We start from the raw sequence: 26,444 nt of genomic DNA, 5'->3' as shown, positions 1-26,444 counted from the left end.
ATGCGGCACGCATAATGAGAAGGAGAATACCCGCCATGCGTTTTGTTCTACAGTTCACCGATGGCCAGGAGTTTCCCCACGCGTTGGGCAAAGTTGTCTGCATCGGCCGCAATTATGCCGACCATGCGAAAGAGTTGGATAATCCAGTTCCTACAGAGCCGTTGCTATTTATTAAACCAGCTACCAGCGTCGTGGATCTAAGCAAGCCCTTAGATCCGCCGTTTTCACGGGGCGATGTTCATTATGAAGCAGAGCTTGCTCTGTTAGTGGGCGAAACTTTAACCCATGCCACGATGGATGAAGCCGAGCGGGCGATTGTCGGTATCGGCTTGGCGATGGATTTAACCTTACGTGATGTGCAGACGACGCTTAAAGAGAAGGGCCATCCTTGGGAAATCGCCAAAGCCTTTGATGGCGCCTGCCCGCTTTCGTCGTTTTTACCTTTAAGTCGGGTACCCAATTGGAATGCGCTGGCTTTCACGCTGGAGATTGATGGTGAAGAGCGCCAGCACGGCGAGGGGGCTGATATGATTTTTGCTATCCCGTCCCTGGTGGCCGAAATGAGCCGCCACTTTACCCTCGAACCGGGTGATGTCATTTTGACCGGTACGCCCTCAGGCGTTGGAAAACTCGTTCGCGGCTCGTCACTGCGCTTAACCTTGACCGGTGGTTTGGAAATTGAAACCAGCGTAGTCGAGTAGTTAAACAAGTGGCGAGACCATTGAGGTATATGTTGAGTACGCCATTACCAAGGTTATTGTAAATTGTGACGATCAAAGAAAACGCCACCCCGCAAATTCAGGGTGGCGTTTCTTATTTTAGCCGACAAAAACGTTCGCAGCCAATGTTCGCTATAGGGCCAAGTGGCTCAAACCGCGTTACTCAAGATACGTGTAGCCTTCTAGCCCTTCGCTCAAGCTTGCCGCAAAGCGGGCTTGTTCATCCGCCGTAAAGCCGCTGGCGGCTAGCTGGTCGGTGAGCTTTTGCTTAAGGACGTTGGCATTGAAGTTGACGTAGGCGAGCACTTGGGCCACTGAATCCCCCGCCAGCGGGTTGGAAAGTGTCCACTCGCCATCGGCATTAAGCGCGGCATCGACAGAGTCGGTATCGCCGAACAGGTTGTGCAGATCGCCAAGAATCTCCTGATAGGCGCCTACCAAAAAGAAGCCTAACCAGCGCTCGTCATCAGATGCCCACTCGGGCAGTGGCAGGGTGCTCTCTACGCCCTGGCCATCGACGTAGCTGTCGATGCGGCCATCGGAGTCGCAGGTAATATCTTGAATCACTGCTCGGCGCGTTGGCGCTTGATCCAGTCCGCTAAGGGGCAGCACCGGGAATATCTGCTCGATGCCCCACACGTCAGGCACCGATTGGAACAGCGAGAAGTTGACGAACAGCTTGTCGGCCAGCTTCTCCGCTAGCTCGTCCATAATTTCACGGTGGGCGCGGTTGCGGGTGTCAAGCTGGGTACGCAGCCGTGCGCAGGCAGCCATGTAGACACGTTCGCCTTCCGCGCGGGCGGTAATGTCACTCAGGCCCATCACAAAACGATCCTGCAGTTCGCTTACTGCCTGAAGCAGGTCGTGCCAGGCTTCCACTAGCATGCGTGGCTCTTGGTGCGTTGCCAACTGCTCAAATACCCGCCAGAGAAGCTCTACTTGGGCATCTTCCTGGCTCTCTTCTTGGCCCTCTCCTAGGGAATAGCGATCAGGCGGCGTGTCATCAATACGCTCTTCGCCAATCACGTTGGTGATCAGCACCGCGTGGTGGGCGGTTAGCGCACGGCCGGATTCACTGATGAGATGGGGCTGGGGCAGGTCGGCCTCTTGGCATAGCTGGGCAAAGGCATTAACGACGTTGCGCGCGTATTCGCGCATCGAGTAGTTGGCCGAGCAGAAGCTGCGCGAGCGGGTGCCTTCGTAGTCAATTCCTAAGCCGCCGCCTACGTCCATGGTATCGATGGGCGCGCCCAGCTGCATCAGGTTTTGATAGAAGCGGGCACACTCGCGCAGACCACGCTGAATATCGCGAATATTGGCGATCTGGGAGCCCAAGTGGAAGTGCACCAACTGCAAACTTTCCAGCGCGTCCTCACGACGAAGGGTGTCTACCACCTCGAGAATTTGGCTGGCGGTCAGCCCGAACTTGGATTTTTCACCGCCGGTATTCTGCCATTTACCTTTGCCCACCGAGGCAAGGCGGGCGCGCAGGCCAATACGCGGGGTAACGTCGAGCTCGCGGGCCTCTTCCAGGATCATCTGCAGCTCGGAGAGCTTCTCGACCACCAAATAGACCTTATGGCCGAGTTTCTCTCCTAGCAGCGCCAGGCGCACATACTCGCGGTCTTTGTAGCCATTACAAACAATCAGCGAGGAGCCGCCATCGGAAAGCGCCAGCACCGCCAGTAGTTCCGGTTTGCTGCCCGCTTCCAGCCCCACGCGGCCACTCCCGCGCTCGGCGGTGGCCAGAATCTCTTCCACTACGCGGCGCTGCTGGTTCACTTTGATGGGGTAAACGGCGGTGTAACCACCTTGATAGTCGCAATCACTCATGGCGGCATCAAAGGCGCCGCACAGCTGTTCGACCCGGTCATGGAGAATATCGCTAAAGCGAACCAGCACCGGGAGGCGTAGCCCAGCGCTTTGTAGTTGACGCACCAGCCCACTCAGCGGCAGCGCCGGGCCTTCTGCATCGCTACCCAGCGGGCGGACCAGGGCTTGGCCGTGGTCATCGACATCAAAGTAGCCGCTGCCCCATTGATCGATATTCCAGGTGCGCCGAGCGCGCAGCGCAGGGCTAGTTGTGGCCGTCACACTCATGCAGTTACCTCAGGCAGCGGCAGCGCACCTTGGGCGATGCGCGCCGTTAAAATAGTACGGAAACGCTCCGGGTCGTGGGGCGTTAAATCATGCGCTGGCGGGTCAACGTAAACCACCAGCAGGCGCGATAACCAATAACGCAGCGCTGTCATGCGCAGCATGGTGGGCCATAGCTCGCGCTCATCCGTCGTTAATGGTCGGCGTGCCAGATAGGCGCTCAATAGCGTGCCGTAGCGCTCTGCGTTAAGCGTGCCGTCGTCGTTGGAAGCCCAGTCGTTGATCACAATCGCCAAGTCGAACAGCAGGTCGCCGGTGCAACCGTTATAAAAGTCGATAATACCGCCCAACTGATCACCCTCAAAGAGGGTATTGTCGCGGAAAAGGTCTCCGTGCAGAGCACCTTGCGGCAGTTCATCGTGCTGAATAAAGGCGCCCTCAAAATCGTCGACTTGATCCTTCATCAAGGTTTGGTCTGCCGGGCTTAAATAGCTCAGCACCTTGTGGTGCATTACATGCAGCCAGTTGAGATCCCGCGGGTTCGGGCGGTGGCCGGGAAAGCGTTTTGAGACCACATGCAGGCGGCCCAGGGTATCGCCCAGGGCGTGGCACTGAGCCAGGTTGGGCGCTTCCGGATGACGACCGGGCAGGCGCGGAAACAACAGCGCCGGTTTGCCTTCCAGGCTATGCAGGGCAACGCCTTCGCGGTCATGAATCGTGCCGGGCACCGGCAGACGGTGCTCGTCTAAATAGTCCAGCAGTTCCACAAAGAACGGCAGCTCTGCATGCTCGCCCTGTTCGAACAGGGTCAAAACCAGCTCGCGACGGTCAGTGGTCACAAAAAATGTCGAATTTTCTGTGCCGCCCGCCACTCCCTGCAGGGAAACGAAGCTGCCAACATCAAATTTTTCTAAGAACGCGGCGACCTGTGCGTCGCTAAGCGGGGTGAATACAGCCATGAATGTCTCGCCCAGGTTGCTAAGCCCATTATTGTAGCGGCTTGGTAGCCCAGTTGGCAGCGTTGTTGTCACTGTAAATGTGGCAGCGCCAGTTTGGCCCTGCAGTCAGCCCGCGCAACGCGTATTATGTGAACAACTATTTTCAGTACTCTTTTCGACACACTCTTCAGCACTTTTTCAACAATGGAACTTGGTTATGGCTCGCGCTCCGATCGTTCTCGTCGATGGCTCCTCTTACCTTTATCGTGCGTTTCACGCGCTGCCGCCGCTTACGACCTCTAATGGTCAGCCTACCGGCGCGGTGAAGGGCGTGTTGAACATGCTCAAACGGCTGATCAAGGATTACCCGCAAAGCCCGATGGCGGTGGTATTCGATGCCCCGGGAAAAACCTTCCGCGATGACATGTACAGCGACTACAAAGCGCATCGCCCGCCGATGCCGGATGACCTGCGTAGTCAGATAGCACCGCTGCACGCCTGTGTTAAGGCGCTGGGCCTGCCGCTGCTATGCGTTGAAGGCGTCGAGGCAGACGATGTGATTGGCACCCTGGCGCATCACGCGACCCAGGCAGGGCGCGATGCGGTGATCTCTACTGGCGATAAGGACATGGCGCAACTGGTCAATGCCCACATCACGCTGGTCAACACCATGAAGAATGAAACGCTTGACGAAGCAGGTGTGGAGGAAAAATTCGGCCTGCCGCCTGCGCTGATAATCGATTTTCTCGCCTTGACGGGCGACAAGGTCGATAACATACCCGGCGTACCCGGCGTGGGTGAAAAGACCGCCATTGGACTGCTGCAAGGGATGGGCGGCGGGCTGGATACTATTTATAGCGATTTAGAGCGGGTAAAAACGCTCACCTTCCGCGGGGCGAAAACCTTGCCCAAGAAGCTTGAAGAGCATCGCGATCAGGCGTTTCTCTCCTATCGGCTGGCGACCATCAAGATAGACTGCGATCTGCCGGTGGGCCTGGATGACCTGGATATCGCTCATCCAGACCGCGAAGCGCTAGTGACGCTGTATAAAGAGATGGAGTTCCGTCAGTGGTTGGGTGAACTGCTGGAAGGCAAAGACGAAGGCGTCGATGACGTTAAAGGCGGCGAGCCTGCGCCCGCCAGCGCTGACGTGGCAGAGAGCGATGCCGAGGGTTCGAGCGCCGTTGCTAAAGGGGCTGCTCGCGAAGATCACGTCATTCTCGAACAAGCGGAATTTGAGCGCTGGCTAGAACGGCTACATGGTGCCGAGCGCTTCTGCTTCGACCTTGAAACCACCAGCCTCAACTACATGGATGCGGAAATTGTCGGCATCGGCGTGTCGCTGGAAGCGGGGGAGGCTGCTTATATTCCGGTTGCCCACGATTACCTGGATGCGCCCCAGCAGCTTGACCGTAAAGCGGTGCTAGCCGCGCTAAAACCACTGTTGGAAGAGCCAACCAAAACCAAGATTGGTCAAAACCTCAAGTACGATATTTCGGTGCTGGCGAACTATGAGATCGCTGTCGTCGGCCCGTTTGCCGACACCATGCTGGCATCCTATGTGCTCAACTCCACCGCCACGCGCCATGATATGGATTCGCTGGCGCTGAAGTATCTGGGCGAAAAGACCATCTCCTTTGAAGACATCGCCGGCAAAGGCGCCAAGCAACTGACGTTTAATCAGATTGCCTTGGAACAAGCCGTGCCTTACGCCTGCGAAGATGTCGATATCACCCTACGACTGCAACAAACGCTGCGCCCTCAGGTCGAAAACGAAGGGCGCTTGGCGGAAGTGCTGGATCATATCGAGCTGCCGTTGATCAAGGTGCTTTCGCGCATCGAGCGTAACGGTGTGGCCGTGGACGCCGAGCGCCTTCACGAACAGAGCCAGCAGCTGGATCAGCGTATTCGAGAACTGGAGCGCGAGGCATTTGAACTCGCCGGGCGTGAATTCAACCTGGGCTCGCCCAAGCAACTGGGGGAGATTCTGTTTGAAGAACAGAAGATTCCGGTGCTCAAGAAAACACCTAAAGGCGCGCCCTCCACCGCTGAAGGGGTGCTGGAAGAGCTGGCGCTGGATTACCCGCTGCCCAAGGTCATCATGCAACACCGTGGCCTTGCCAAGCTTAAATCCACCTACACCGATAAACTGCCACGGTTGCTCAATAAGGCCACTGGCCGGGTGCACACCAGCTACCACCAGGCGGTTACCGCCACCGGGCGGCTATCGTCATCAGACCCGAACCTGCAGAACATCCCTATTCGTACCGAAGAGGGACGCAAAATTCGTCAGGCGTTTATCGCCCGCCCCGGCTACCGCATTGTCGCCGCCGACTACTCGCAGATCGAGCTGCGCATCATGGCGCATCTTTCCGAAGATAAAGGCCTGCTGGAGGCGTTTGCCGAAGGGCGCGATATCCACACCGCTACCGCGGCGGAAGTCTTCGGTACCTCCCTTGAAAAAGTCTCCGGCGACCAGCGACGCAGCGCCAAGGCGATCAACTTTGGCTTGATTTACGGCATGAGCGCCTGGGGGCTGGCGCGCCAACTGCGTATCGAACGTAATCAGGCCCAGACCTACATCGATCGCTACTTTGATCGCTACCCTGGTGTGGCCCGCTACATGGAGCGCATCCGCTCCCAGGCAGCTGAAGATGGCTTTGTTGAAACCGTGCTAGGTCGGCGGCTTTACCTGCCGGAGATTCAGTCGCAGAACCGCAACCGTCGCCAAGGCGCCGAGCGCACCGCGATCAACGCGCCGATGCAGGGCACGGCTGCCGATATCATCAAGCAAGCGATGATCAACGTGGATGCGTGGCTGGAAGAGGGCGAGTTCGACGCACTGATGGTGATGCAGGTGCACGATGAACTGGTGTTTGAAGTGGCGGAGAAGCAGGTCGAGGCGTTTATCAAGCAGGTGCAAACACGCATGCAGGGCGCAGCTGCGCTAAAAGTGCCACTGATTGTCGAAGCGGAGAGCGGTGCCAACTGGGATGAAGCCCACTAACGCCCCAGTGTAACTATTGCCATAAACTAAAACCCCGCAGCCAGTGGCTACGGGGTTGGGCTAATCGGGCTGGTTAGGCTTAACGCCAGCCGACGCGATCAAAGATGCGGATAGCCTCAGGGTTATTGGTACCTAGTACGCTGATGTTAACGTCGTCCGTTTTGAAGTTGCCCCAGGATTCCAGCACCGGATCTTTCTTCACGCCTTCCACCACCGGGAACTCATTGTTGCCGGAAGCAAAGATCTCCTGAGCGGTGTCAGAGGCCAGGTACTCAAGGAAGCGGACGGCGTTTTCGCGGTTAGGCGCGCCTTCCACAACCCCGGCGCCGCCTACGTTCACGTGGGTGCCGCGGTCATCCTGGTTGGGGAAAATGATCCCCACTTTGCGGGCGGCTTCGCGCTCGGCATCGTCGTCAGATTTCAGCAGGCGCACATAGTAGTAGTGGTTCGCGACCGCGATATCGCACTCGCCGCTGGCCACACCCAGAATTTGGTCGGTATCACCACCTTCCGGGTCGCGCGCCATATTATTCACCACGCCCTGGGCCCACTCTTCAGCACCCTCTGCGCCGTGGTGCTCAATCATGGCCGCCAGCAGTGACTGGTTGTAAATGTTATTGGACGAGCGGATGCACACCTTGCCTTCAAACTGCGGGTCGGCAAGATCTTCGTAGCTGGTAATCTGGCTAGGGTCGAAGTTTTCGCGGTTGTAATAAATCGCCCGGGCGCGCTGGCTAAAGCCAAACCACAGGCCGTCAGGGTGGCGCATGGCTTCGGGCAGGCGCTCATTAAGCACATCGGACTCGACGCTCTGGAAAATACCTTCGTCTTCCGCGCGCCACAGGCGGCCTGCATCGACGGTAAGCATTACATCTGCAGGGCTTGCCACGCCTTCGCGCTGAATGCGCTCGATCAACTGGTCGGAGTCGCCTTCAAGAATGTTGACTTCGATGCCGGTCTCTTCGGTGAACGCATCGTAGAGGCGTTCGTCAGAGTCATAGTGGCGAGCAGAGTAGAGGTTGAGTTCATCTGCAGCAACCTGACCAGCAAACGTAGCGCCCACCATCATCGCTGCCATTGGAGCAACAAAGCGTACAGTTTTCATCAAGCACATCCTTATTTATTGAATGATAATAAGTTGCATTATTAACATCGTTATTGAAGCGTTTTGACTGCCTGACGTCAAGGCTTAGCGTCTACGTAAAAGGTGTTACGTGCATAACCAGTGAATAAAAAATAGAATGCAAACAACTTTCAAACGTATTAAATCCGCGTTTAGGTTTTGACAAGCGCGGTTTGCGTACCTGAATCGTGTTAATTAACTGTGGTGATATATGACAGCAACCCTCAAGGTCGCCCCGATGGCGCCCAGTACAACGGCGTTGTCCCTTCACAATGTGTGCCATGCCTATGACGGCCATGCGGTTGTCAAAGGGGTGGATTTAAGCGTTGCACCGGGTGAAGTGGTTTGCCTGCTGGGCCCCTCCGGGTGCGGCAAGACCACGCTGCTGCGCATTGCAGCGGGGCTGGAAGTACTGCAAGAGGGCAGCGTAGCGCTGGAAGATATTACTATTGCTGCGCCGGGCCAGCGCCACATGCCGCCGGAAAAGCGCAATGTAGGGCTAGCGTTTCAAGACTCGGCGCTGTTCCCCCATCTCACCGTGCTGGAAAACGTCACCTTTGGGCTGAAGCACTTGGCCTCCGGTCAGCGCCGTGAACGGGCCAAACAGCTGCTCGAACAGCTGGGCATGGCTGGTTATGTCGATGTCTACCCTCATATGCTCTCGGGCGGCCAACAGCAGCGGGTAGCCCTGGCGCGTGCGCTGGCGCCGTCACCGCGTCTGATGCTGTTGGATGAACCCTTCTCAAGCCTGGACGCGCGCCTGCGCGACCGTATCCGCGACGATACGCTGCACGTATTGAAAAAGGTCGGGGCGGCGACGCTGCTGGTGACCCATGACCCTGAAGAGGCCATGTTCATGGCAGACCGCATCGCGCTGATGCGCGATGGGCGAATCGTGCAGACAGGAACACCGCGAGAGCTTTACTGCGCGCCGCAAGACCCCTTTGTGGTGACCTTTTTCGGCGATGTGAATGAGCTGCAGGGCAAGGTACACAACGGCATGGTGAGCACACCGGTAGGGCGGGTGCCTGCGGTGGGGCTAGCTGAAGGCAGTGATGCTCAGGTAATGATTCGCCCCGAGGCACTACGTATTGTGGAACGCGATCTGCCGGCGGATGCTCATCGCCATAGCCATGTGGTCATGGCGAAGCTGCTGGGGCGCACCAGCCTATTGCACCTGTGTGCCCATGGCGAGAATGGCCTTGAAGCCCACCTGCACGCCCGTGTCCCGGGAGTATTTCTACCCGCAGAAGGGCAGCCGGTGGATATCCACCTCGATCTTTCCCAGGTGTTTGTTTTTCCGCTCTCTACCTAGGGCTAACTAGGGTTTCGTCAGGAGTTAGCGCCGGGGCGCGAACGTCGCATGGCCATGCTAAGCAGAATCACCGGCAGGATGCCGACAACCACAATCGCCAGTGACGATGTCGATGCCTCGGCCAGCCGCTCGTCAGAGGCCAAATTGTGCGCCCGAACCGCCAGCGTGTCGAAGTTAAAGGGGCGCAGAATGATCGTGGCTGGCAGCTCCTTCATCACGTCGACAAAGACCAGAATCCCCGCCGCCAGCAGGCTGCTACGCATCATCGGCGTATGAATATGGCGCAGCGTGCCACCTGCCGTCTGGCCTAGGGTGCGTGAGGCGGCATCCATGCTCGGCGTTACCTTGCCCAAGCTGGCTTCAACCGCATTGAACGAGACAGCCAAAAAGCGCACCACATAGGCGTACAGCAGAATAAACGCCGAACCACTGAACACCAGGCCGATAATGTAGCCGTAGTGATTATTCAGCCAGGTATTCAGTGCATTATCCAGCCAGGTAAACGGAATCAGAATACCCACTGCGACAACCGAGCCGGGAATCGCGTAGCCCATGGAGGCGACCCTGGAAGCCACCCGCGCAAACGTCGTATCGTGCATGCGCACGCCATAGCTCAGTACGACTGCCAGGCCCACGGCGATTAGCGCAGCGACGGTTGCCAATCCCAGGCTGTTCCAGGCGTAGCCGATAAAGCGCGAGCCCCACAGCGAATCGCCCCCCTGCAGCGCTAGATTAAGTAGAATGCCGCTGGGCAGTAAGAAGCCCACCAGCACCGGTAGCAGGCACGCAAGCGTCGCCGCCACGGCGCGCCAGCCGTGCAGCGCATACTCAGGCAGTTGCTGATAGCGGTTGGTGGTATGGAAATAGCGGCGCTTGCCCCGCGACCAGCGCTCCAGCAGCACTAAAACAATCACGAAAGTCAGTAGACACGCTGCCAGTTGCGCCGCCGCGACTTGTTCGCCCATGCCGAACCAGGTGCGGTAAATGCCGGTAGTAAAGGTATCGACGCCAAAGAACTGCACGGCGCCAAACTCGTTCAGTGTCTCCATCAATACCAGTGACACTCCGCCCACCAGCGCCGGACGAGCCAGCGGTACGGCGACGCTGGCAAACAGCCGCCAAGGGCCGCGGCCAAGCGTGCGGCCCACATCCAGCACACATACCGACTGCTCCAGGAATGAGGCGCGAGCCAGCAGGTAGACGTAGGGGTAAAGCACCAGGGTAATGACCGTTGCCGCGCCGCCCAGCGAGCGCACATTGGGAAAGTAGTAGTCGCCATACTCCCAGCCAAACGTCTCGCGTAGCAGACTCTGTAATGGGCCAGCGAATTGGAGGAAGTCGGTATAGGCGTAGGCGATGACATAGGTAGGCACCGCCAGTGGAAGCAGCAGCCCCCACTCGAATAGTCGTTTGCCGGGGAAGCGACACATCACCACCAGCCAGGCGGTACCGGTGCCGATGACCAACGTGCCGAGGCCCACGATCACCACCAGCCAGAACGTATTGTTCAGGTAGCGACCCAGTACCGTGCTGGCCAGGTGCTGCCATACGCCATCGGTCGGCATCACGATATGGGCAAACACCACCAGCACTGGCAGAGCAACCACGAACGCCACCGCGATCAAGGCTATCGACCAGGGGCTGGCGCGACGGCTAAGCGAAGAGGTGGCAGCGGATAGCCCGCGATAGCTGGATCTGAACAAGCGAACACTCCTTGCATTGGTGGAAAGCAATAGCGGAAAGCAATAGTGGAAAGCCGGAAAGTAGCGCAGCAAACATCTAATGCGAATCACTGGCGGGCGTGAATAGTAGCATTGGCGCTGTTCTACTGCAGCTTTGCAGGCCAGTCGTCAATGCAAAAATAAGCCCGCCGAAGCGGGCTTATAATGGTTGAACGTTAAGCACTAAGCGTTAGGGTGGGAAAGGCCTAGTAACCCAGCATCATGCTCGGCAGGCCGGTAATCAGCCACGGGAAGAACGCCATTAGCGTACACGCCAGCAGAATCAGGGCGACGAAAGGCACGACCGCTTTGTACAGATCGACGATTTCTACCCCCGGTGGCGCCACGCCTTTCAGGTAGAACAGTGCATAGCCAAAGGGCGGGGTGAGGAACGAGGTCTGTAATATTACTGCTACCATCACTACGAACCAGAGCATATCGACGCCCATGGTTTCGACGATGGGCAGCATGATCGGAAAGCTCAGCAGTACGATGCCGGTCCAGTCCAGGAACATACCCAGCACGAACACCAAGAACAGCATTAGGATCAGCGCGCCCACCGTGCCACCAGGCATCGCCAGCACCAGCTCGCTGATCACGGTCATGCCGCCGCCGCGGGAGAACACGCCGGTAAAGGCGGTGGCGCCGACTAATACCAGCATGACCATGGTGGTGGTTTTGCCGGCTTCTATCATCGTCCAGAAGCAGGTGCTTATTTTGCGATCACCAAAAATCAAAAACAGAATGAACGCGATAAACACGCCGATGGCCGAGGCCTCGGTCGCCGTGGCGATACCGGTAAACAGTGCACCCAGCACGCCCAGAATCAACGACATGGGGGGAACCACATACTTGGCCAGCATGATCAGCAGCTGTTTGGTACTGACTTCGGCGCGCTCTTCCGCTGGCACCTTGGGGCCGTAGTGGGGTTTGAGATAGCAGATGATCAATACGTAGAGCGCATACATAACACCAAGCAGCAGACCGGGAATCAGCGCGCCCGCAAACAGTGCGCCAACCGATACCGGCGAATAGCTTGCCATTAGGATCAGCATAATGCTGGGCGGAATCAGAATGCCCAGACAACCGCTGGCCATAATGACGCCCGCGCTCAGTTCTTTGTTGTAGCCATACTTGAGCATCGGCACCAGGGCGATCATCCCCATGACGGCAATTGAGGCACCGACAATACCAGTGGTGGCGGCGAGCAGCACCGACACGATGACCACGGTAAGAGCCAGGCCGCCGCGCAGATTCGCCAGCAATAGCCGCATGGCATCAAACATCTTCTCGGTGACGCCGGAGTCGTTTAAGAACCGCGCCATCAAAATGAACAGCGGTATCGCCACCAGGACATAGTTGTCCATGGCGTTACCGAAAATATTGTTAATCAGGGTGCCGAGGATACGCTCGCCCGGGCCGAGAAAAGCGCCGATAACCGCGACACCACCCAGCACAAATGCCAGCGGATGGCCCATAAACAGGCCCACCATCAGGCCGCCAAACATCACCAGCGTGAGCATTTCAGGACTTAGGTTCATGCTGATGTCTCCTCGCGAAGCTGCATGATGGCACGCAGCACAATGGCAATTGCCTGTAGCAGAATCAGGATAGCGGCGACCACAATTACGCCTTTAATCGGGTAGACCGGGATAGAAACCATGCCATAAGTGGTTTCACCGCGGCTCCACGCGCGTTCAAAAAAGCTCCAGCCCAGGGTGATCAGCATCCAGATAAACGGCACAAAGAAAATTAGATAACCGAGCACTTCAAGCACGGCTTGCTTCCTACGCGATAGCAGCCGTTTCAATACGTCGACTTCCACGTGGGCATGGTGGCGGAGTCCGTAAGCCGCCATCAGCATAAAGTGGGCGCCAAACAGCATTTTGGTCACGTCAAACGCCCAGTCGCTAGGGCGCCCAAACAGAAAGCGTGACGCAATGTCGTAAAGAACAATCAGGGTAATGATGGCAATCAATGGCGCGATGATGCGCCCAAAAGCTTCATTGATAGCATCGATCGCCTTGGCAATCGCATTCATGGAAGATCTCCGCGGTCAGCACAAAAAAACCGCCCCGGTAAAAACCGAGGCGGCACAGAAGCGCCTTACAGGCAGGCTTCGATCTCTTCCAGTGAGGGCAGATTATCCATCACGCGGCTCATGTTGTAAGGCGCGGAAACATCGCGCCACGTCGCGTAGTGCTCAAGGTAGGCAATCATGGATTGGTAAACCTTGGCGTGGTCAGGGTCTTCGCAAGCACCGCGCAGAATGACGTCATTGGTGACTTCCTGAATGCGCGCCAAGTCCTCTTCAGAGAACTGATTGATCGTGACACCGGCGTCAATAAACTTCTGCGTGGCTTCGGTGGACTGACGTTCAGACCAGGCTAGCGACCATGCCATGGTGGCATCCGCCGCGATACGCAGGGTTTCTTGGGTCTCTTCTGAGAGAGCGTCCCACGCATCTTTATTGATCATTACGCCAAATACGCTGGCCGACTGGTGCCAGCCCGGCGTGGCCCAGTAGTCAGCCACTTCGGCAAAACCGGCGTTAAAATCAACACCGGGGGTTGAAAACTCACCCGCATCGATAACGCCGCGTTCAATGGCTTGGTAGACTTCACCACCCGCCAGAGTGACCTGGGAGCCGCCCAGCTCTTCAAGCACGCGGCCCTGGTCACGACCCGAAAGGCGCAGACGCTTGCCTTCTAAATCGGCAATGCTTTCGATCGGGGTGCGGCCCATAAAGCCCGATTCATTGTTGGTAATGCCGTAGGGCAGATACACCATGTTGAACTGGCCGTAGATCTCTTCGTACAGCTCGCGGCCACCCCACTGCTGAATCCAGTTAAGGTAGTCAACGCCATTGAACAGGCTGGTAGTGGTGGCCAGTGGTGAAAACGCGGGATTCAAGCCGGCCCAGTAGCCTGGCCAGTCGCCTGCGGCTTCAATGCTGCCCGTTTCTGTGGCGTCAAATACTTCGGTGCCGGGCATTAGCGTGCCGCCCGCGCGGAAATTAATTTGTAGTTCTTCGCCCGCCAGCTTATTGACCAGCTCCACCCAGTGCTGGTCTATCTTGATAAGATCAAGATTCTCCGGCCAGGTAGAGGTCATTGTCCACTCTTCTTGTGCTTGAGCGGTGGTCGCGAAGGCTGCGAAAGCAACACCAGCGGCAAGGCCAGTGAGGGCAAATTTGGTCGTTTTTTTCATGGTGTGTTTCCTGGTTTGGCGTGTGACGTTGTTAGTGTTGGATACTTGAAGTCAGGAAAGTGCAGTGCTACAGCGTTACGTTTACGTAAACAAGTTAATTTAAGCGCTACAGAGCTAAACTAGCACACCAACCCCGCTGCAGCGCAATATCAGTAATGTAAGAAATCTCTTCCATAGTTTCTTAAGTAAATTATATATATTTAAGTAAAACAGACAGTTATAGGGTTTTTGAATGTTGAGATGAGTCGTTAAGTAGTACAGAAACGTTGAAAGTAGTTAAATTGTTCAACCAAAGTTGTAAGCAGAAGGCTCGCCATAAGAGGCTCAGCGGCACACTTTATAGGGTAACGTGATGGGAAACAGGCGCGCCGGAGTAGGCAATTATTTGCTGAATAATCAGCTGTCAGAAAGCCAACACCCATCGCGAAGGGTGGCAGCGTTAGTTCATCATGCGCAGCGTCTCAACCGCCGCGGCTGGCGCCAGTTGGTATGGTTAAGCGGTGAGGCAGAACAGTGTCGCTCAATCGCCCAGGACATATGGCAATCCTTCTCCTGGCAGGCGCCTCTGTGGGTGACCAATGAGAGCACCGCATTGCAGTTTTCCGCGCCTATTCTCTCACCGCGCAAGGCACGGGCACGCCTGGGGGCTGAGCATCAACTGGTCGTGATCGATACACACAGCACAGGGTTTGACCCTGAAGCGCTGGGGGCGCTGGCGGGAACGATCACGGCGGGTGGCTTACTGATATTACTCACACCCCAGCCGTGGGGTGAAGCGCCTGACTCGGACTACGCGCGTTTTGCTGATCACCCCTGGCACTGGTCGCAACTGAGCTGCCATTACCTAACGCGCTTGGCGCGTCAACTGCAGGCCTCAACTCAGGTAGTGCGCTGGCGTGCTGGTCAGGCGTTGCAGCTGCCTCAATTGCCTCAATTAGCTTCGCGTGGAGCAGGTGATCCCAGCGCTGGTGATAGCGACTGCCTGACCTTAGATCAAGCCGTCGCCGTAAAGCAATTGGTGGGCCTAAAGCGGCGTCGCCCGCTGGTAATAACTGCCGACCGTGGGCGCGGCAAAAGCGCCGCCTTGGGTATCGCTTGCGCCCGGCTGCTAATGGACAAAGCCCAGCGCATCGTGCTGACCGCGCCGCACCTAAGTGCGGTGGAGAGCGTTTTTGAACGGCTGTCTGCGCTCTGCCCGGCAGGTCTACGGGTCGCCCAAGATCACTTTGTGCTGGCCGAGGGCCGCGAGCTGATTTTTTTACCCCCAGACGACTTGACCGAACAGGTCAATGCGCAGGTGCAGGGCGGCGATGGCAGTTATTTATTGGTGGATGAGGCGGCGGCAATTCCCGCTACGCTTCTGGGGCAGTGGCTGGTGGCTTTTCCGCGCATTGCCTTTGCCACGACGGTGCACGGCTATGAGGGCTCCGGTCGCGGATTCGCGCTGCGCTTTCGCGACACCCTTGACCGGCTGACGCCCCAGTGGAAAGCGCTGGCGCTTGAGTCGCCCATTCGCTGGCAAGGTGGCGACCCGCTGGAAGCGCTGGTCAATCAACTGCTGCTGTTAAAAGCAGCGCTGCCCATGGCTCAACCGAATGACAGCGCCGTAGCTACAAAAGTGGTTGATCGTGCCTGGCTTGCCGAGCAAGACGCGGCATTGGAAAAGCTGTTTGGACTGCTGGTGCAGTCGCACTACCGTACTTCCCCCAACGACCTGCGCCAACTGCTTGACGGCCCCGGTACGGCATTGCGCGTGATCGAGCAGGCGAGCGAGCCTCAGGCGGTTTTGGTGACACGAGAGGAGGGCGGTTTTGAGGCCACCCTTGCCCATCAAGTCGCCCGCGGTGAACGTCGGCCCCAGGGACATTTGTTGGCGCAGTCGCTGGCCACTCACGCCGGTAGCCGTGAGGCGTTGACCGCCCGCTGGCGGCGGGTGGTGAGGATCGCGACGCACCCTGAGCGTCGCCGCGAAGGCTTGGGGAAAGCGCTACTGCATGATGATATGGCCGCCGCCAAGCAGCAGGGTGTCGCGCTGTATGGCGCCACCTTTGGTGCGGAGGCGTCGCTGTTACGGTTTTGGCTGGCGCTGGGGTTTACGCCGGTACGTTTAGGTATTACTCGTGAAGCCTCCACCGGTGAGTTTGCTGTGATGGTGGCGAAAGCGTTAAACGCGCAGGGTGAAGCGGTGCTTGCCGACCTGAATGCGCGCTTTCAGGCGGCATTAGCGGGCCTGTTGGCGTTTGAATTGAAGGCGTTGCCTGCTTCGGTTGTCGTGCTGTTGCTCGGTAAGATGCCGAGCATTTCGCTTAGTGCGCGCGATTGGCAGGATATTGAAGATGTGGCGATCGCCCATCGCGATCCCGTTCTCGCTCGCCCGGCCTTGCAAGCCTTGGCCCGGCAAGCCAGCCACTGCCCCTTAACGGAAGCGCAACAGCAGTCACATCGACAAGTTGCGGCGTGGGCGTTTCAAAATATACCCCTGGCGACGGCCCACAATGACGCGTTGAAGGCCTTGCGCCTCGCCGTGAATAACCTCATTGAGGTAAAGTAGTCCGATTGCCGATAACGAAGAGTCTTTAATGAACGCACATCTTGAAGCGCTGGAGCCCTCCTTAGTTTGGCGCCACTTTCGAACCCTTTGTAATACGCCGCGCCCCTCTGGGCATGAAGCGGCGCTCGTCGCCATCCTCGAAGCCTGGGCTGATGCTCAGGGCCTTGCCCACGACCGTGATACCTTCGGTAATTTACGACTCCGTAAACCAGCCTCTCCTGGCTGCGAGCAGGCACCCGGCGTGGTGCTTCAGGGCCACCTGGATATGGTGGCCCAGGCTAATAGCGATCACGCGCACGACTTTACTCGCGACCCGATCAGCACCTATGTCGCCGACGGTTGGCTGCACGCCGAAGGCACCACCTTAGGGGCTGATAATGGATTAGGTGTGGCGGCGATTCTCGCCGTATTGGAAGATCCGGAGCTGCGCCATGGGCCGCTGGAAGCGCTGTTTACCCTGGAAGAAGAGACCTCCATGGGCGGCGCGCTGAACCTGGCTGAGAACTGGCTGGAAGGCTCGTTGCTGCTCAACCTGGACAGTGAAGACCGGGGACAGGTCTATATTGGCTGCGCGGGCGGGGCTGATGTAGAAGTCGATGCCCAGCTGCCGAGCGCCGCTGCTGGCGACCACGAACAGGTCATTGAGATTGCCTTGACTGGCCTGAAAGGCGGTCACTCGGGTATCGATATCCACAAGCCGCTGGGCAATGCCAACCGGCTACTGGTTAGAGTGTTAAGGACGTTAGAAGCCTTTGATGCGCGCTTGATCAGCTACCACGGCGGCACGTTGCGTAATGCAATCCCCCGTGAAGCCTTTGCTCAGGTGGCGCTGCCTGCCGATGAAGTAGACGCCGCGCTGGTGGCCATCGCCGGGCTGGAAACCATTCTTTTAAGAGAGCTGGGCAGTGGCGATAGCGGCCTTAAAATCAGCGCCCAACAGCTGACTGAGGTGCCTGAAGCAGAACCGCTAACGCTGGATGCAAGCGTCATGTTGTTGGCCGCGCTTCACGCTGCCCCATGCGGGGTCGAGCGGATGAGTGCCGATGTGCCGGGCGTGGTGGAAACGTCCAATAACTTGGGCGTATTAAGCCTGGAAAATGGGCGGCTGCATCTCTGCGCATTGGTTCGCTCGCTGCACGACAGTGCCGTGGTCGCTATGGCGGATCGCTTTCAAGCGCTATTTGGCTTGATTGGCGCGCGGGTAAAAGTGGAAAACAGCTACCCAGGTTGGGCGCCCAATCCCAATGGCGAGTTATTGGCGACCTTTAAAGCGCGCCATGCGGCGCTGCTGGGCCGTGAGCCAGAGGTGAAGGTGGTTCATGCCGGGCTGGAGTGCGGTATTCTGGGCAGCAAGTATCCGCACCTGGACATGATCTCGTTTGGCCCGCTAATTCGCGGTGCTCACTCGCCGGATGAGCGGGTGGAGCTTGAATCGGTTGAAGAGTTTTGGGCGATGCTGCGGGCGTTGATCGAGGATCTTGCCGATCAGCGCTAGTCCTCCTCGTGTGAATGGCCGCGCATAAAAAAACGGCACCCAACAAGTGGTGCCGTTTTTACACTAAGCGAACGCCTTTATCTGCTTAACACTTATTTGCTCAAGTAGGCATTGAGCATCCAAACGGTTTTTTCCTGCTCGCGAATGTAGTCACCGGCTTGTGCCGCGGTGCCTTCATCATCAGCGTCAGAGGCGAGCGCCAGTAGTTCGCGCTGTAGCTCAATGATCGTTTGATAGCCTTTCAGCACGCCTTTAACGCAGGTGGTGCCGTCGTGAACGTCTTTATCTTCCTGAATGCGCGATAGCGTGACGTAGTCGCTGTAAGCGTGTACCGGTTTGTGCCCCAGGGTTAGGATACGCTCGGCCACTTCGTCCACTTTGGTCAGCAGGTCGGTGTAGAACTCTTCAAACTTGGCGTGCAGCTCAAAAAAGTCGCTACCGCGTACATTCCAGTGGTAGCCACGCACGTTCATGTAGAAAATTTGGTAGTTGGCTAGCAGGTGGTTGAGCTTTTCGGCGAGTTGACTAGCGCTACCTTCGTGTAGGCCAATGCTATTAGTGTCAGTCATATCCTGCTCCCTCTTTATGCCGCAATGAGCGGCGGTTAAGGCGTTTTCCAGCACAAATCTTAATAACAGTGTTACAGAGTAGGGCGTCTTTGGTGCAATGCAAAACAAGTTTTTTGCATTGCCGCCATAGCGCTGAGACATTAAATAATGCTTAGACATTAAACAGTGCTAAGACATTAGATGCCTGCCCTTACCCTTTGGCTGCTATTTAAATGCTGGCGCTGAGAGCTCTTTTCAAGGCCTGCATGCTTTTCAGTGCTTATGTACCTCAACGTTTAAGCGCCCACAGCCGCAGCAGATTTTCACAGCGTGCTTCGAGTAGCTCGGCGGTGCGTGGTAGTGCATCAGCTAGCGTCATGGGGCCGTCGGCTAACGCGAAGGCGGCCGTGACGCCTTCATCAAAACAGGCTTGCCAGCCATCGCCGAGGCTGCCCGCCAGCACGATAACGGGTTTGTTAAGGCGCTTGGCGGCACGGGAAACGCCGATGGGCGTTTTACCCGCCAGGCTCTGGCCATCCAGGCGGCCTTCACCTGTAATCACCAGGTCCGCGTTAGCCAAGAGTGTTGCCATGTCAGCCTGTTGCATAATCATTTCGATACCGGGTTTTAGCGTGGCGTTTAAAAAGGCCTTGGCCGCAAACCCCATGCCACCTGCCGCCCCGGCGCCCGGTAGCGTTCGGCAGTCCTCGCCGAGTACCTGAGCGCTAATATCAGCAAAGTGGCCCAGCGCGCGGTCTAGCTGTTCGACTTCCTCAGGTGAGGCGCCTTTCTGAGGACCAAATACTGCGGTGGCACCGCGCACGCCCAGTAACGGGTTATCAACATCCACGGCCGCCTCAAGGGCGAGCCCAGCCAACCGCGGGTCTAGCCCATCCAGTGTTAAACGGGTCAGTTGGCTAAGCGCCGCACCGCCAGGAGGTAACGGTTTATCGTTTTGATCCAAAAAGCGAGCACCCAAGGCCTGCAGCATACCGGCACCACCGTCATTGGTAGCGCTGCCTCCGAGTAGCAGCAGCGCTTTTTCAGCGCCTTGATCCAACGCTGCCAGCAGCAGTTCACCCACCCCAAAGGTGGAGGTGTGCAATGCATTGCGCTCATCGGCGGTAAGGTGCTGTAAACCGCTGGCTTCTGCCAGCTCAATAAACGCGGTACGCTGGTCGCTAAGCCAGCCCCAAGTGGCTTTTCTCGGGCGCCCCAGGGCGTCGTGAACATCCAGCTGGCGGCGTTCGGCACCTGTCGCGGCGATCAGTGCATCTAGGCTTCCTTCGCCTCCGTCAGCCAACGGGCAGGCCCGCACTTGGGCACTTGGTATGGCGCGCTTGACGCCCCGGGCCATGGCGGCGGCGGCGTCTTGGGCGCTCAGCGCATCTTTAAAGCTGTCGGGGCAAAGCAAAACATTCATTAGCACGATCTCCGCAAGACGGTGTCTTCAATACGATGTCTTTAATACAGTGTCTTCACTACAGTGTCAGTTAAGTATGCCCCGTTGGCGAGCTTAGCGCGCTAGCCTGCGCCAAACCAGCGGCCTCGTCCGTTAGAGGATCTAACATGAAGTCGATACCCATAAGCTTAATCTGCCTGTTAGCGCTTGCTGGCTGCCAAGTGACTCCAAGTCGCCTGCCTAAAGCCGAACCAGCGCCTGCTGCTGCGTGCTATTTCCCTGCAACGGATGCGCGGGCGCTTGAAACCAGCGTAGATATCCTGACCGAGTGGGGGTTTACTCTGACCTCTACCGATACCACATTGGGCTTAATTAGCGCCAGTCGTGAACGTGAACTGCACGGTTATTATGACCCTTACGATAATGCGTATGGCTATGGGAGTGGCATGCGTATGTTCGGTGGCTTGGGCATTGGTGGTGGTTCCAGCATCGGTTTTGGCGGTGGGATAGGTTTTGGTGGCGGAATAGGTCAGCAGCCTGTGGAGGTAGAACGTGTCTCGATTTTTGTGAACGACGCGCATATACGCATCTCCCGTGATATTCGCCGCTTTGATCATATGGGCGATTTACGCGACTCCTATAGCGCCAGTAATGATGATTTCTGTCAGCGTTTTCAAACCGCTTTCGAGCAGAGCGTGCCTGCCGCCGGGAGCCCGTTATGAATCTTCGCCACTGGGTATTAATAGGGCTACTGGCGGGATTGGCTGGCTGTGCCACCACAGCGCCTTTGGAACCTCGTGAGTTAGTTTACACAACGCCGACAGAGGAAACGTTTCGCGAAGCAATAGACTTGATGGTTGAGCAAGGCTATGTGGTGCGCCATGCAGATATTGCCCTGGGACGCGCGGAAGCATCGCTTGCCCGCTGGCCGGGGTATCGGTTGCAACTGCAGGTGAGTGAAGAGGGCAACGGTAGTCGAGTAAGCGTATCGGCCTTGAGTGGTAGCCAGCCGTTGCCACCCTATTTACTCGACCCATGGCTTGTCGCCTTGCAGCATAAGTTGGGAGTCGCGCCATGAGGGCGGCGGGTATCGCGGTGGCGTTTTTCTTGGCGGGAAGTAGTTTGCTGGTTAGCCCTGATGCGCGTGCCCATCCTCATGGCTGGATCGACGTGAGTGTGCGGATCATCACCGATGACCAGGGCATGGTAAGTGGCTTGCATCAAACGTGGCGGATGGACCCTTTTTACAGTCTGGTGGTTTTTGAAGAACTGCAGCAGGTACAGAATGCCAGCCTTGAGCAGGGCCTTGATCAGCTTGGTAAAGAGATTCGCGATAATCTTTCCGGTCAGCACTATTTAACCGAAGTACGCATCAACGACGAGCCGCAGGCGTTGGGCGAGGTAAGTGAATATACTGCCCTGGAGCGCGATGGTCGGCTGACCTTTATGTTTATTCTGCCGCTGGAGACGCCCCAGCCGTTGGTAGATTCTCTGCTTCGCTATCAAGTGTTTGACCCCACCTACTACATCGAAGTTGTCCATGAAGAGGAGGGCGGTCAGCCACGGGATGATGCGCTGATACTTAACGGCGAGCCTGCCTGTGAGCTCTCTATTCTGCCCGCGGACCCCGATCCTGAAGTGGTGATGGAAGCCGCGCTGCTCGATAAAGATGAAAGCGGTGAGCCAGGGTTGGGGCGCTACTTTGCCGAGACCGGCCAAGTAGATTGCCGCTAGGCGCTATTTGTTAACAATATTAATTTATAGCTTTACACAATGGAGCGACTAAATGGCCTTAACGCGGCCTTTTCCACGCCACTTAGGATTAATACTGGGGCTTCTGTTAGCCGCGGTGGTGCTCGTCATTGTTTGGCAAGGTGGGTTTCAGGGTGTTAGTTACCAACTGCTTGGCTGGCAGCGTGATCTGCATCGCTCGCTGACGCTGGCGATTACCGAACTCTCCCGTACTCCCAGTATGGCTACATGGACGACTCTGCTGAGCGTTAGCTTTGCCTATGGCGTGTTTCATGCCGCCGGGCCGGGGCATGGTAAAGCCGTACTGGCGACCTATTTGGCGACGCATGGCGGAGCTGTTAAGCGTGCCTTAGGGCTCTCGTTTGCCGCCTCCTTGTTGCAGGGTGTGACTGCCATAATATTAGTCGTGGTGTTGGTATACGGCCTAGGCTGGATAACCCGACAAGCCATGGGCAGTGTTGTTTGGGTAGAGCAAGCCAGTTTTCTGCTGGTAGCGGCATTAGGCGCGTGGCTATGTTGGCGAGCCGTCAAGCAATTACGCGCAGCCTATCAGGCCCACGGTCATGATCGTAGCCACAGCCACGATCATGACCATAGCCACTGTTGTGGCGGTGCTCATCATATTGAGCCGCAGCAGGCGTTAGATTGGCGCACGGCGATAATAACGGTCGGTGCTATTGGTATGCGCCCCTGTAGCGGGGCGGTATTGATGCTGGGGGCTGCTAGCCTGCTGGGCCAGTTCGAGGTGGGAGTGGCATCCGTGGTGGCGATGTCGCTGGGCACAGGCATTACCGTTTCGGCGCTCGCGCTGGCAAGTATTCTCGCCCGTGGTTGGGCGCAGCGACGCTTGTCCAAGCAACAGCATAGCCAGCGCAGTGTACAAAAGGCCACCGGCTGGCTGGCCTTGGCCGGTGGTGTGCTGATTGTCACGCTGGGTATTTCGCTTAGTGTCGCGGGCGTTGCGCAGCCCGCAAGTGGGCCGCTTTTGAATGAGCCACCCACTCGGCAAAGTCATCCTTTGACGGGGTAACGCCCAGGCTATACATCAAGCCCATCAATAAGGGCTAAAAGTTGGTGACGTAACTGCGCTTGACCATCCAGATCGTAGGGTTCGGGGGAGCCATTGCCCCATACCGGTGCAGGCCAGATGGCATCCGAGTGGCGCCGTAAAATGACATGGACATGCAGTTGGCTGACGACATTACCTAGCGTGGCAATATTAATTTTGTCACCTTCTAGCGCTGTTTTCATGGCGTCGCCGAGTTGAGTGGCTTCCCGCCATAGCTGCTGCTGGTCGTCGAGGGAAAGCTCAAACACTTCGCTGACAGAGCCGTAGCGGGGTACCAGAATAACCCACGGATAGCGCGCATCGTTCATCAGTAGCACGCGGCTGAGGGGAAGGTCGGCGATGGGAAGTGTATCAGCCGCTAGGCGTTCATCTAGCTCGAAATTGTTCAAGTCATGGGCTCCAGACAGCAGTTTAAATAAGTGCTAGCATAGCAGCCGCAAAGTGAAGTAGGGAAAGCGAGCGTGATCATGAAAACGCTGTTACCCTGAAAAAACTCCCAAGCGGCAATGAGAGTTGCCAGTGGAGTTTCCCGATGTTGAATGACTCGTTAAGGAGAACGGAAAATGAAAAAATTATTAGCCATGAGCTTTATGCTGCTGATGACCGCGGGTGTTCTTACCGGTTGTAATACCATTTCTGGCGCTGGCCAGGATGTGGAAGAGGGCGGCCAAGCTGTCCAGGATGCAGCCAATTAAGCTGCATTAGCATGGTGTTGTTTTCCACCGGGCCGGGCAAACGCCCGGCCCGGTGGTGTTTAGAACTTATTTATTCACAATCTGCTATTTGGAGATTCAAGGATGAAGCCCCGTATGACTCTGGCTAAATTCGCCCTAGTTAGCGCTTCTACGATGTTGCTGACCGCCTGCGTCAGTTCTCAGATGCCGATTTCCCCAGCTAGCGACGATGTAGACGCAGCACCACCGCCGCCCACGGTAGCGCCGACTGGCTCCAGTGATGAGCTGGCGGCTGCCTGTGACCTGGAGGCTATTCAACACGCGATCGGCGAGCCATTCGATGATGCGAAGGTATCGCAATTACAAAGCGATAGCCGCGCGCGCCAAGTGCGTGTGCTTAGCCCTGGTGATGCAGCCACGATGGATCACCGTCCGGATCGTTTGAATATCCACCTTGATGATCAAGATGTTATTGAAGACTTGCGCTGCGGCTAATGCCTCTAGCGTAAAATCAGCACGACGCAGGCGGCGGTTAATATTCCCATGGTGATATTGAACGCGCGCCATGCGCCGTCGCTTTTGATCCACTGCCCAATGGCCGTGCCAAAGGCCGCCCATAAAGCAATACACGGCAGTGCTACCAGCTCAGCAAAGCCTGCGAGCACCAGCGCATTGAAAACCGGCTGACCACTTTCGGGTAAAAAGCCCGCCATTAGCGCAAGTCCCATCACCCACGCTTTAGGGTTGGCAAACTGAAACGCTGCCGCCTGCCAAAACGTAAACGGTACGCTATGTTCGCGTGCCTTCAAATTAGGCGGTGGCGCGCTGGCAATTTTCCATGCCAGATAGAGCAAGTAGGCGCTGCCTATCCAGCGAAGCGCAGTTTGAATAGCGGGATAGCGCTCGAACAGTACGCCTAACCCCAGTGCGATGCCCGCAAACAGCAAAAAGCAGCCGCCTAAAATCCCCCACATATGCGGTAGCGTGCGCTTAAAGCCAAAGTTGGCGCCAGAGGCGGTGAGCATCACGTTGTTCGGCCCTGGCGTCAGCGTCATCGAGATCATATAGAGCGCGGCAGGACCGAGGATTAACCATTCGCTGTTCATTTAAGTGTATCCGTACAAGGCGGTTGTGCTGAGTGGTTGTGTAATGAACGCGCCATGACTAATCATAGCGGTCTTTCCAGCGTTGGCGATTGACCTGCTCCTTAAGCATTTCGAGAATGTCATACAGCATCTGTTCGGTAACCCGATTGCTGCCTTCGTCAACCGTTAGCCAGGTGTCAAAGCCGCTGTCGGCGGTGCGCTCAACTAATTCCTTAAACTCATCCGAGTGAATGCCAAGCAGTAGTTCATCGACTAGTCGCTGGGCAACACCGCTTAGGGAGGCCTCCATTGCACTCGTGGCCTGCTGCCCCATGGGTAGCCGGTTCAAGCGCTGAATCTCGGGACTTTCTCTTAGCGTACGACTAACTAAGTCGCTGATCGCTGCCATGATAGAGTGGCGGTTATGCTGGTAGGCTTTGCCAATCGTGCTCTCTAACCGCTGGGCGATCTCATGAATTAACTGTGCTTTGCGGGGCATGATCACTCGGTCGATGACACGTTCGGTGAGCGAGTCACTGGCGCGGATCTGGTGCTGAACATTTCCCAGCAGTTTTAAGGCGATACGGTCAGAAAGCTCTTCAAGCAAGATGTCGTAATACTTGGCAAAAAATAGGTAAATATCCCAGCGGGTGACGTCAATTAAGCCCAGCCGGTGCAGGCGATGGAGCAGCGATACGACACGCAGAATACGCAACAGGCGGAAGCCTGCCAGGGGAATACAGCCCAGCACGTCATACCAGTGCACGAAGGGGTAAAAAAACCAGCGGTGGTAGCGCCGTTCGGCAATCGCAATGGACCAGCCAAGCAGTACATCGACAATAAAAAAGCTTACAAACACCAAGTCGATGGCGATAAAGCGGCTATGAACGGTGTCATCGTAGAACGCGTGAAAGCCAGGCGCGATGCTGGCGATACCTTGGTTGATAGGGCCAAGCAGAAACAGTGAATCAAACAGCAGTAGCGAGAGGTTAATCACCACCAGCGTTAAAATGAAAAAATCCCAACCGATATGGGCGTATTCGACCGCTTTAGGCAGGTGCGGGTAGCGTTCCCTGGCGGGCATGCGAACTCCTTATGGTGGGACGTTGCAACAGCTGTTACTGGGCCTGTGATTGATGCTGCTGTTGGGTCAACAGCTCTTCTCGCTCCGCCTGTTTGCGTAACTTTTTGCGCAGCGCTGCTTTTTCAAAGCGTAGTTTCTGCAGCGGTGTTGCCAACGTGAGTGGCGGTACGCTGGCGGGCTTGCCCTCAGCATCAATCGCGACCATGGTGAGGTAGCAGCTGTTGGTATGGCGGATTAGCTTATTGCGAATATCTTCGGCCACCACCTTAATACCAATTTCCATTGATGAGCGGCCAACATGATTGACGCAGGCTAGGAACGTGACCAGTTCCCCTACATGGATAGGCTGTTTAAACAGCACTTGATCCACCGACAGTGTCACCACGTAGTGACCTGAATAACGGCTGGCACAGGCAAACGCGACTTCATCGAGCTTTTTAAGAATAGCGCCACCATGCACTTTGCCGCTGAAATTCGCCATGTCAGGTGTCATTAATACCGTCATGGAGAGTTCGTGTTGCCCAGGCAGGGCAGTATTGATAACGGTGCTCGCGCTGGTTTCCGTCTCGGACATACGGTGTTCCTTCTGTTATCGCTGCCCGCCGCCCAGATGCTGGGCAAACTGGGCGGCGGGCAGTCTTGGCTGTTTTTTAA

General features: G+C 56.7%; 24 protein-coding genes. 11 read left to right on the top strand and 13 right to left on the bottom strand.

All coding sequences use genetic code 11. The features are described 5' to 3' along the window. Window positions 1-35: 35 nt before the first annotated feature. Window positions 36-701, top strand: a complete 666-nt coding sequence (locus V8L70_RS18650) for a fumarylacetoacetate hydrolase family protein (protein WP_101147605.1) — start codon at window positions 36-38, stop codon at window positions 699-701. Between the two features lie 177 nt (window positions 702-878). Here the strand turns inward: V8L70_RS18650 and speA are convergent, their stop codons facing one another. Together speA and V8L70_RS18640 are read right to left on the bottom strand one after the other, a co-directional pair. Then, window positions 879-2,819: a biosynthetic arginine decarboxylase gene (gene speA, locus V8L70_RS18645; protein WP_101147604.1), complete on the bottom strand. Its 1,941-nt coding sequence runs from the start codon at window positions 2,817-2,819 to the stop codon at window positions 879-881. Next, on the bottom strand, window positions 2,816-3,775 hold the full coding sequence (locus V8L70_RS18640; protein ID WP_101147603.1) for a homoserine kinase: 960 nt from the start codon (window positions 3,773-3,775) through the stop codon (window positions 2,816-2,818). Before V8L70_RS18640 ends, speA begins: the two co-directional genes overlap by 4 nt. Window positions 3,776-3,971: 196 nt before the next feature. Here V8L70_RS18640 and polA point away from each other — a divergent pair, with 196 nt between their 5' ends. Beyond that, window positions 3,972-6,761: a DNA polymerase I gene (polA, locus tag V8L70_RS18635; RefSeq protein WP_101147602.1), complete on the top strand. Its 2,790-nt coding sequence runs from the start codon at window positions 3,972-3,974 to the stop codon at window positions 6,759-6,761. A 79-nt stretch (window positions 6,762-6,840) separates the two neighbouring features. Here polA and V8L70_RS18630 read toward each other — a convergent pair whose 3' ends face one another. Beyond that, window positions 6,841-7,866, bottom strand: a complete 1,026-nt coding sequence (locus tag V8L70_RS18630) for a Fe(3+) ABC transporter substrate-binding protein (RefSeq protein ID WP_101147601.1) — start codon at window positions 7,864-7,866, stop codon at window positions 6,841-6,843. 229 nt (window positions 7,867-8,095) lie between these two features. Here V8L70_RS18630 and V8L70_RS18625 point away from each other — a divergent pair, with 229 nt between their 5' ends. Further along, on the top strand, window positions 8,096-9,199 hold the full coding sequence (locus tag V8L70_RS18625; RefSeq protein ID WP_101147600.1) for an ABC transporter ATP-binding protein: 1,104 nt from the start codon (window positions 8,096-8,098) through the stop codon (window positions 9,197-9,199). Between the two features lie 17 nt (window positions 9,200-9,216). Here the strand turns inward: V8L70_RS18625 and V8L70_RS18620 are convergent, their stop codons facing one another. The 4 genes from V8L70_RS18620 to dctP all read right to left on the bottom strand — a co-directional run bounded on the left by V8L70_RS18620 (window position 9,217) and on the right by dctP (window position 14,130). Then, the gene (locus V8L70_RS18620; protein ID WP_101147599.1) at window positions 9,217-10,902 is read right to left on the bottom strand and encodes an ABC transporter permease; all 1,686 of its coding nucleotides are present in this window, start codon (window positions 10,900-10,902) and stop codon (window positions 9,217-9,219) included. 224 nt (window positions 10,903-11,126) lie between these two features. Beyond that, window positions 11,127-12,461, bottom strand: coding sequence for a TRAP transporter large permease (locus V8L70_RS18615; protein WP_101147598.1), 1,335 nt, complete (start codon window positions 12,459-12,461; stop codon window positions 11,127-11,129). Continuing rightward, window positions 12,458-12,961: a TRAP transporter small permease subunit gene (locus tag V8L70_RS18610; RefSeq protein ID WP_101147597.1), complete on the bottom strand. Its 504-nt coding sequence runs from the start codon at window positions 12,959-12,961 to the stop codon at window positions 12,458-12,460. The genes V8L70_RS18615 and V8L70_RS18610 overlap by 4 nt, the downstream gene beginning before the upstream one ends. Before the next feature lie 65 nt (window positions 12,962-13,026). Next, window positions 13,027-14,130, bottom strand: coding sequence for a TRAP transporter substrate-binding protein DctP (gene dctP / locus V8L70_RS18605; RefSeq protein ID WP_101147596.1), 1,104 nt, complete (start codon window positions 14,128-14,130; stop codon window positions 13,027-13,029). Between the two features lie 352 nt (window positions 14,131-14,482). Between dctP and V8L70_RS18600 the strand changes: the two genes are divergently transcribed. Both V8L70_RS18600 and V8L70_RS18595 read left to right on the top strand, forming a co-directional pair. Then, window positions 14,483-16,681, top strand: coding sequence for a tRNA(Met) cytidine acetyltransferase TmcA (locus tag V8L70_RS18600; protein WP_431313234.1), 2,199 nt, complete (start codon window positions 14,483-14,485; stop codon window positions 16,679-16,681). 28 nt (window positions 16,682-16,709) lie between these two features. Continuing rightward, window positions 16,710-18,176 (top strand): aminoacyl-histidine dipeptidase, encoded by a 1,467-nt coding sequence (locus V8L70_RS18595; protein ID WP_101147595.1) that lies wholly within the window; start codon window positions 16,710-16,712, stop codon window positions 18,174-18,176. A 92-nt stretch (window positions 18,177-18,268) separates the two neighbouring features. Here the strand turns inward: V8L70_RS18595 and V8L70_RS18590 are convergent, their stop codons facing one another. Continuing rightward, a complete protein-coding gene (locus tag V8L70_RS18590; protein WP_008957591.1) occupies window positions 18,269-18,745 on the bottom strand; it encodes a Dps family protein in 477 nt (158 codons plus the stop codon). A gap of 268 nt (window positions 18,746-19,013) precedes the next feature. After that, a complete protein-coding gene (locus V8L70_RS18585) occupies window positions 19,014-20,147 on the bottom strand; it encodes a glycerate kinase (protein WP_101147594.1) in 1,134 nt (377 codons plus the stop codon). A 146-nt stretch (window positions 20,148-20,293) separates the two neighbouring features. On the opposite strand from V8L70_RS18585, the gene V8L70_RS18580 reads away from it, so the two are divergent. From V8L70_RS18580 to V8L70_RS18565, 4 genes are read left to right on the top strand one after another with little or no spacing between them, the layout of a single operon-like run. Next, window positions 20,294-20,848: a hypothetical protein gene (locus tag V8L70_RS18580; protein ID WP_101147593.1), complete on the top strand. Its 555-nt coding sequence runs from the start codon at window positions 20,294-20,296 to the stop codon at window positions 20,846-20,848. Then, window positions 20,845-21,204: a hypothetical protein gene (locus tag V8L70_RS18575; RefSeq protein WP_008957588.1), complete on the top strand. Its 360-nt coding sequence runs from the start codon at window positions 20,845-20,847 to the stop codon at window positions 21,202-21,204. The genes V8L70_RS18580 and V8L70_RS18575 overlap by 4 nt, the downstream gene beginning before the upstream one ends. Then, a complete protein-coding gene (locus tag V8L70_RS18570; protein ID WP_101147592.1) occupies window positions 21,201-21,860 on the top strand; it encodes a DUF1007 family protein in 660 nt (219 codons plus the stop codon). The genes V8L70_RS18575 and V8L70_RS18570 overlap by 4 nt, the downstream gene beginning before the upstream one ends. Before the next feature lie 52 nt (window positions 21,861-21,912). Then, complete coding sequence (locus tag V8L70_RS18565) at window positions 21,913-22,908, top strand: nickel/cobalt transporter (RefSeq protein ID WP_008957586.1); 996 nt, start codon at window positions 21,913-21,915, stop codon at window positions 22,906-22,908. Between the two features lie 8 nt (window positions 22,909-22,916). Here the strand turns inward: V8L70_RS18565 and V8L70_RS18560 are convergent, their stop codons facing one another. After that, window positions 22,917-23,336, bottom strand: coding sequence for an HIT domain-containing protein (locus V8L70_RS18560; protein ID WP_101147591.1), 420 nt, complete (start codon window positions 23,334-23,336; stop codon window positions 22,917-22,919). A 174-nt stretch (window positions 23,337-23,510) separates the two neighbouring features. Here V8L70_RS18560 and V8L70_RS18555 point away from each other — a divergent pair, with 174 nt between their 5' ends. Further along, a complete protein-coding gene (locus V8L70_RS18555) occupies window positions 23,511-23,642 on the top strand; it encodes an entericidin A/B family lipoprotein (protein ID WP_008957584.1) in 132 nt (43 codons plus the stop codon). A 102-nt stretch (window positions 23,643-23,744) separates the two neighbouring features. Continuing rightward, complete coding sequence (locus V8L70_RS18550) at window positions 23,745-24,116, top strand: I78 family peptidase inhibitor (protein ID WP_101147590.1); 372 nt, start codon at window positions 23,745-23,747, stop codon at window positions 24,114-24,116. A 5-nt stretch (window positions 24,117-24,121) separates the two neighbouring features. Here V8L70_RS18550 and V8L70_RS18545 read toward each other — a convergent pair whose 3' ends face one another. From V8L70_RS18545 to V8L70_RS18535, 3 genes are read right to left on the bottom strand one after another with little or no spacing between them, the layout of a single operon-like run. Next, window positions 24,122-24,727, bottom strand: coding sequence for a LysE family translocator (locus V8L70_RS18545; protein ID WP_008957582.1), 606 nt, complete (start codon window positions 24,725-24,727; stop codon window positions 24,122-24,124). Between the two features lie 58 nt (window positions 24,728-24,785). Beyond that, window positions 24,786-25,790, bottom strand: coding sequence for a hypothetical protein (locus V8L70_RS18540; RefSeq protein ID WP_008957581.1), 1,005 nt, complete (start codon window positions 25,788-25,790; stop codon window positions 24,786-24,788). A 34-nt stretch (window positions 25,791-25,824) separates the two neighbouring features. Next, on the bottom strand, window positions 25,825-26,364 hold the full coding sequence (locus V8L70_RS18535; protein ID WP_101147589.1) for an acyl-CoA thioesterase: 540 nt from the start codon (window positions 26,362-26,364) through the stop codon (window positions 25,825-25,827). Window positions 26,365-26,444 lie beyond the last annotated feature (80 nt).

The sequence above is a fragment of the Vreelandella arctica genome (genome assembly GCF_037070215.1).
Taxonomy (GTDB): Bacteria; Pseudomonadota; Gammaproteobacteria; order Pseudomonadales; family Halomonadaceae; genus Vreelandella; species Vreelandella arctica.
The sequence above is the reverse complement of the archived record's forward strand: the minus strand, read 5'-3'. Positions and strand labels throughout refer to the sequence as shown.

Bases quoted from the DNA above. Each gene is read 5' to 3' on its own strand.
- V8L70_RS18575 (WP_008957588.1), top strand. From the start codon at position 20,845: ATGAATCTTCGCCACTGGGTATTAATAGGGCTACTGGCGGGATTGGCT.
- polA (WP_101147602.1), top strand. From the start codon at position 3,972: ATGGCTCGCGCTCCGATCGTTCTCGTCGATGGCTCCTCTTACCTTTAT.
- V8L70_RS18545 (WP_008957582.1), bottom strand. From the start codon at position 24,727: ATGAACAGCGAATGGTTAATCCTCGGTCCTGCCGCGCTCTATATGATC.
- V8L70_RS18580 (WP_101147593.1), top strand. From the start codon at position 20,294: ATGAAGTCGATACCCATAAGCTTAATCTGCCTGTTAGCGCTTGCTGGC.
- V8L70_RS18595 (WP_101147595.1), top strand. From the start codon at position 16,710: ATGAACGCACATCTTGAAGCGCTGGAGCCCTCCTTAGTTTGGCGCCAC.
- V8L70_RS18650 (WP_101147605.1), top strand. From the start codon at position 36: ATGCGTTTTGTTCTACAGTTCACCGATGGCCAGGAGTTTCCCCACGCG.
- V8L70_RS18625 (WP_101147600.1), top strand. From the start codon at position 8,096: ATGACAGCAACCCTCAAGGTCGCCCCGATGGCGCCCAGTACAACGGCG.
- V8L70_RS18535 (WP_101147589.1), bottom strand. From the start codon at position 26,364: ATGTCCGAGACGGAAACCAGCGCGAGCACCGTTATCAATACTGCCCTG.
- V8L70_RS18630 (WP_101147601.1), bottom strand. From the start codon at position 7,866: ATGAAAACTGTACGCTTTGTTGCTCCAATGGCAGCGATGATGGTGGGC.
- V8L70_RS18555 (WP_008957584.1), top strand. From the start codon at position 23,511: ATGAAAAAATTATTAGCCATGAGCTTTATGCTGCTGATGACCGCGGGT.
- V8L70_RS18540 (WP_008957581.1), bottom strand. From the start codon at position 25,790: ATGCCCGCCAGGGAACGCTACCCGCACCTGCCTAAAGCGGTCGAATAC.
- V8L70_RS18600 (WP_431313234.1), top strand. From the start codon at position 14,483: ATGGGAAACAGGCGCGCCGGAGTAGGCAATTATTTGCTGAATAATCAG.
- V8L70_RS18610 (WP_101147597.1), bottom strand. From the start codon at position 12,961: ATGAATGCGATTGCCAAGGCGATCGATGCTATCAATGAAGCTTTTGGG.
- V8L70_RS18615 (WP_101147598.1), bottom strand. From the start codon at position 12,461: ATGAACCTAAGTCCTGAAATGCTCACGCTGGTGATGTTTGGCGGCCTG.
- V8L70_RS18590 (WP_008957591.1), bottom strand. From the start codon at position 18,745: ATGACTGACACTAATAGCATTGGCCTACACGAAGGTAGCGCTAGTCAA.
- dctP (WP_101147596.1), bottom strand. From the start codon at position 14,130: ATGAAAAAAACGACCAAATTTGCCCTCACTGGCCTTGCCGCTGGTGTT.
- speA (WP_101147604.1), bottom strand. From the start codon at position 2,819: ATGAGTGTGACGGCCACAACTAGCCCTGCGCTGCGCGCTCGGCGCACC.
- V8L70_RS18640 (WP_101147603.1), bottom strand. From the start codon at position 3,775: ATGGCTGTATTCACCCCGCTTAGCGACGCACAGGTCGCCGCGTTCTTA.
- V8L70_RS18585 (WP_101147594.1), bottom strand. From the start codon at position 20,147: ATGAATGTTTTGCTTTGCCCCGACAGCTTTAAAGATGCGCTGAGCGCC.
- V8L70_RS18550 (WP_101147590.1), top strand. From the start codon at position 23,745: ATGAAGCCCCGTATGACTCTGGCTAAATTCGCCCTAGTTAGCGCTTCT.
- V8L70_RS18570 (WP_101147592.1), top strand. From the start codon at position 21,201: ATGAGGGCGGCGGGTATCGCGGTGGCGTTTTTCTTGGCGGGAAGTAGT.
- V8L70_RS18565 (WP_008957586.1), top strand. From the start codon at position 21,913: ATGGCCTTAACGCGGCCTTTTCCACGCCACTTAGGATTAATACTGGGG.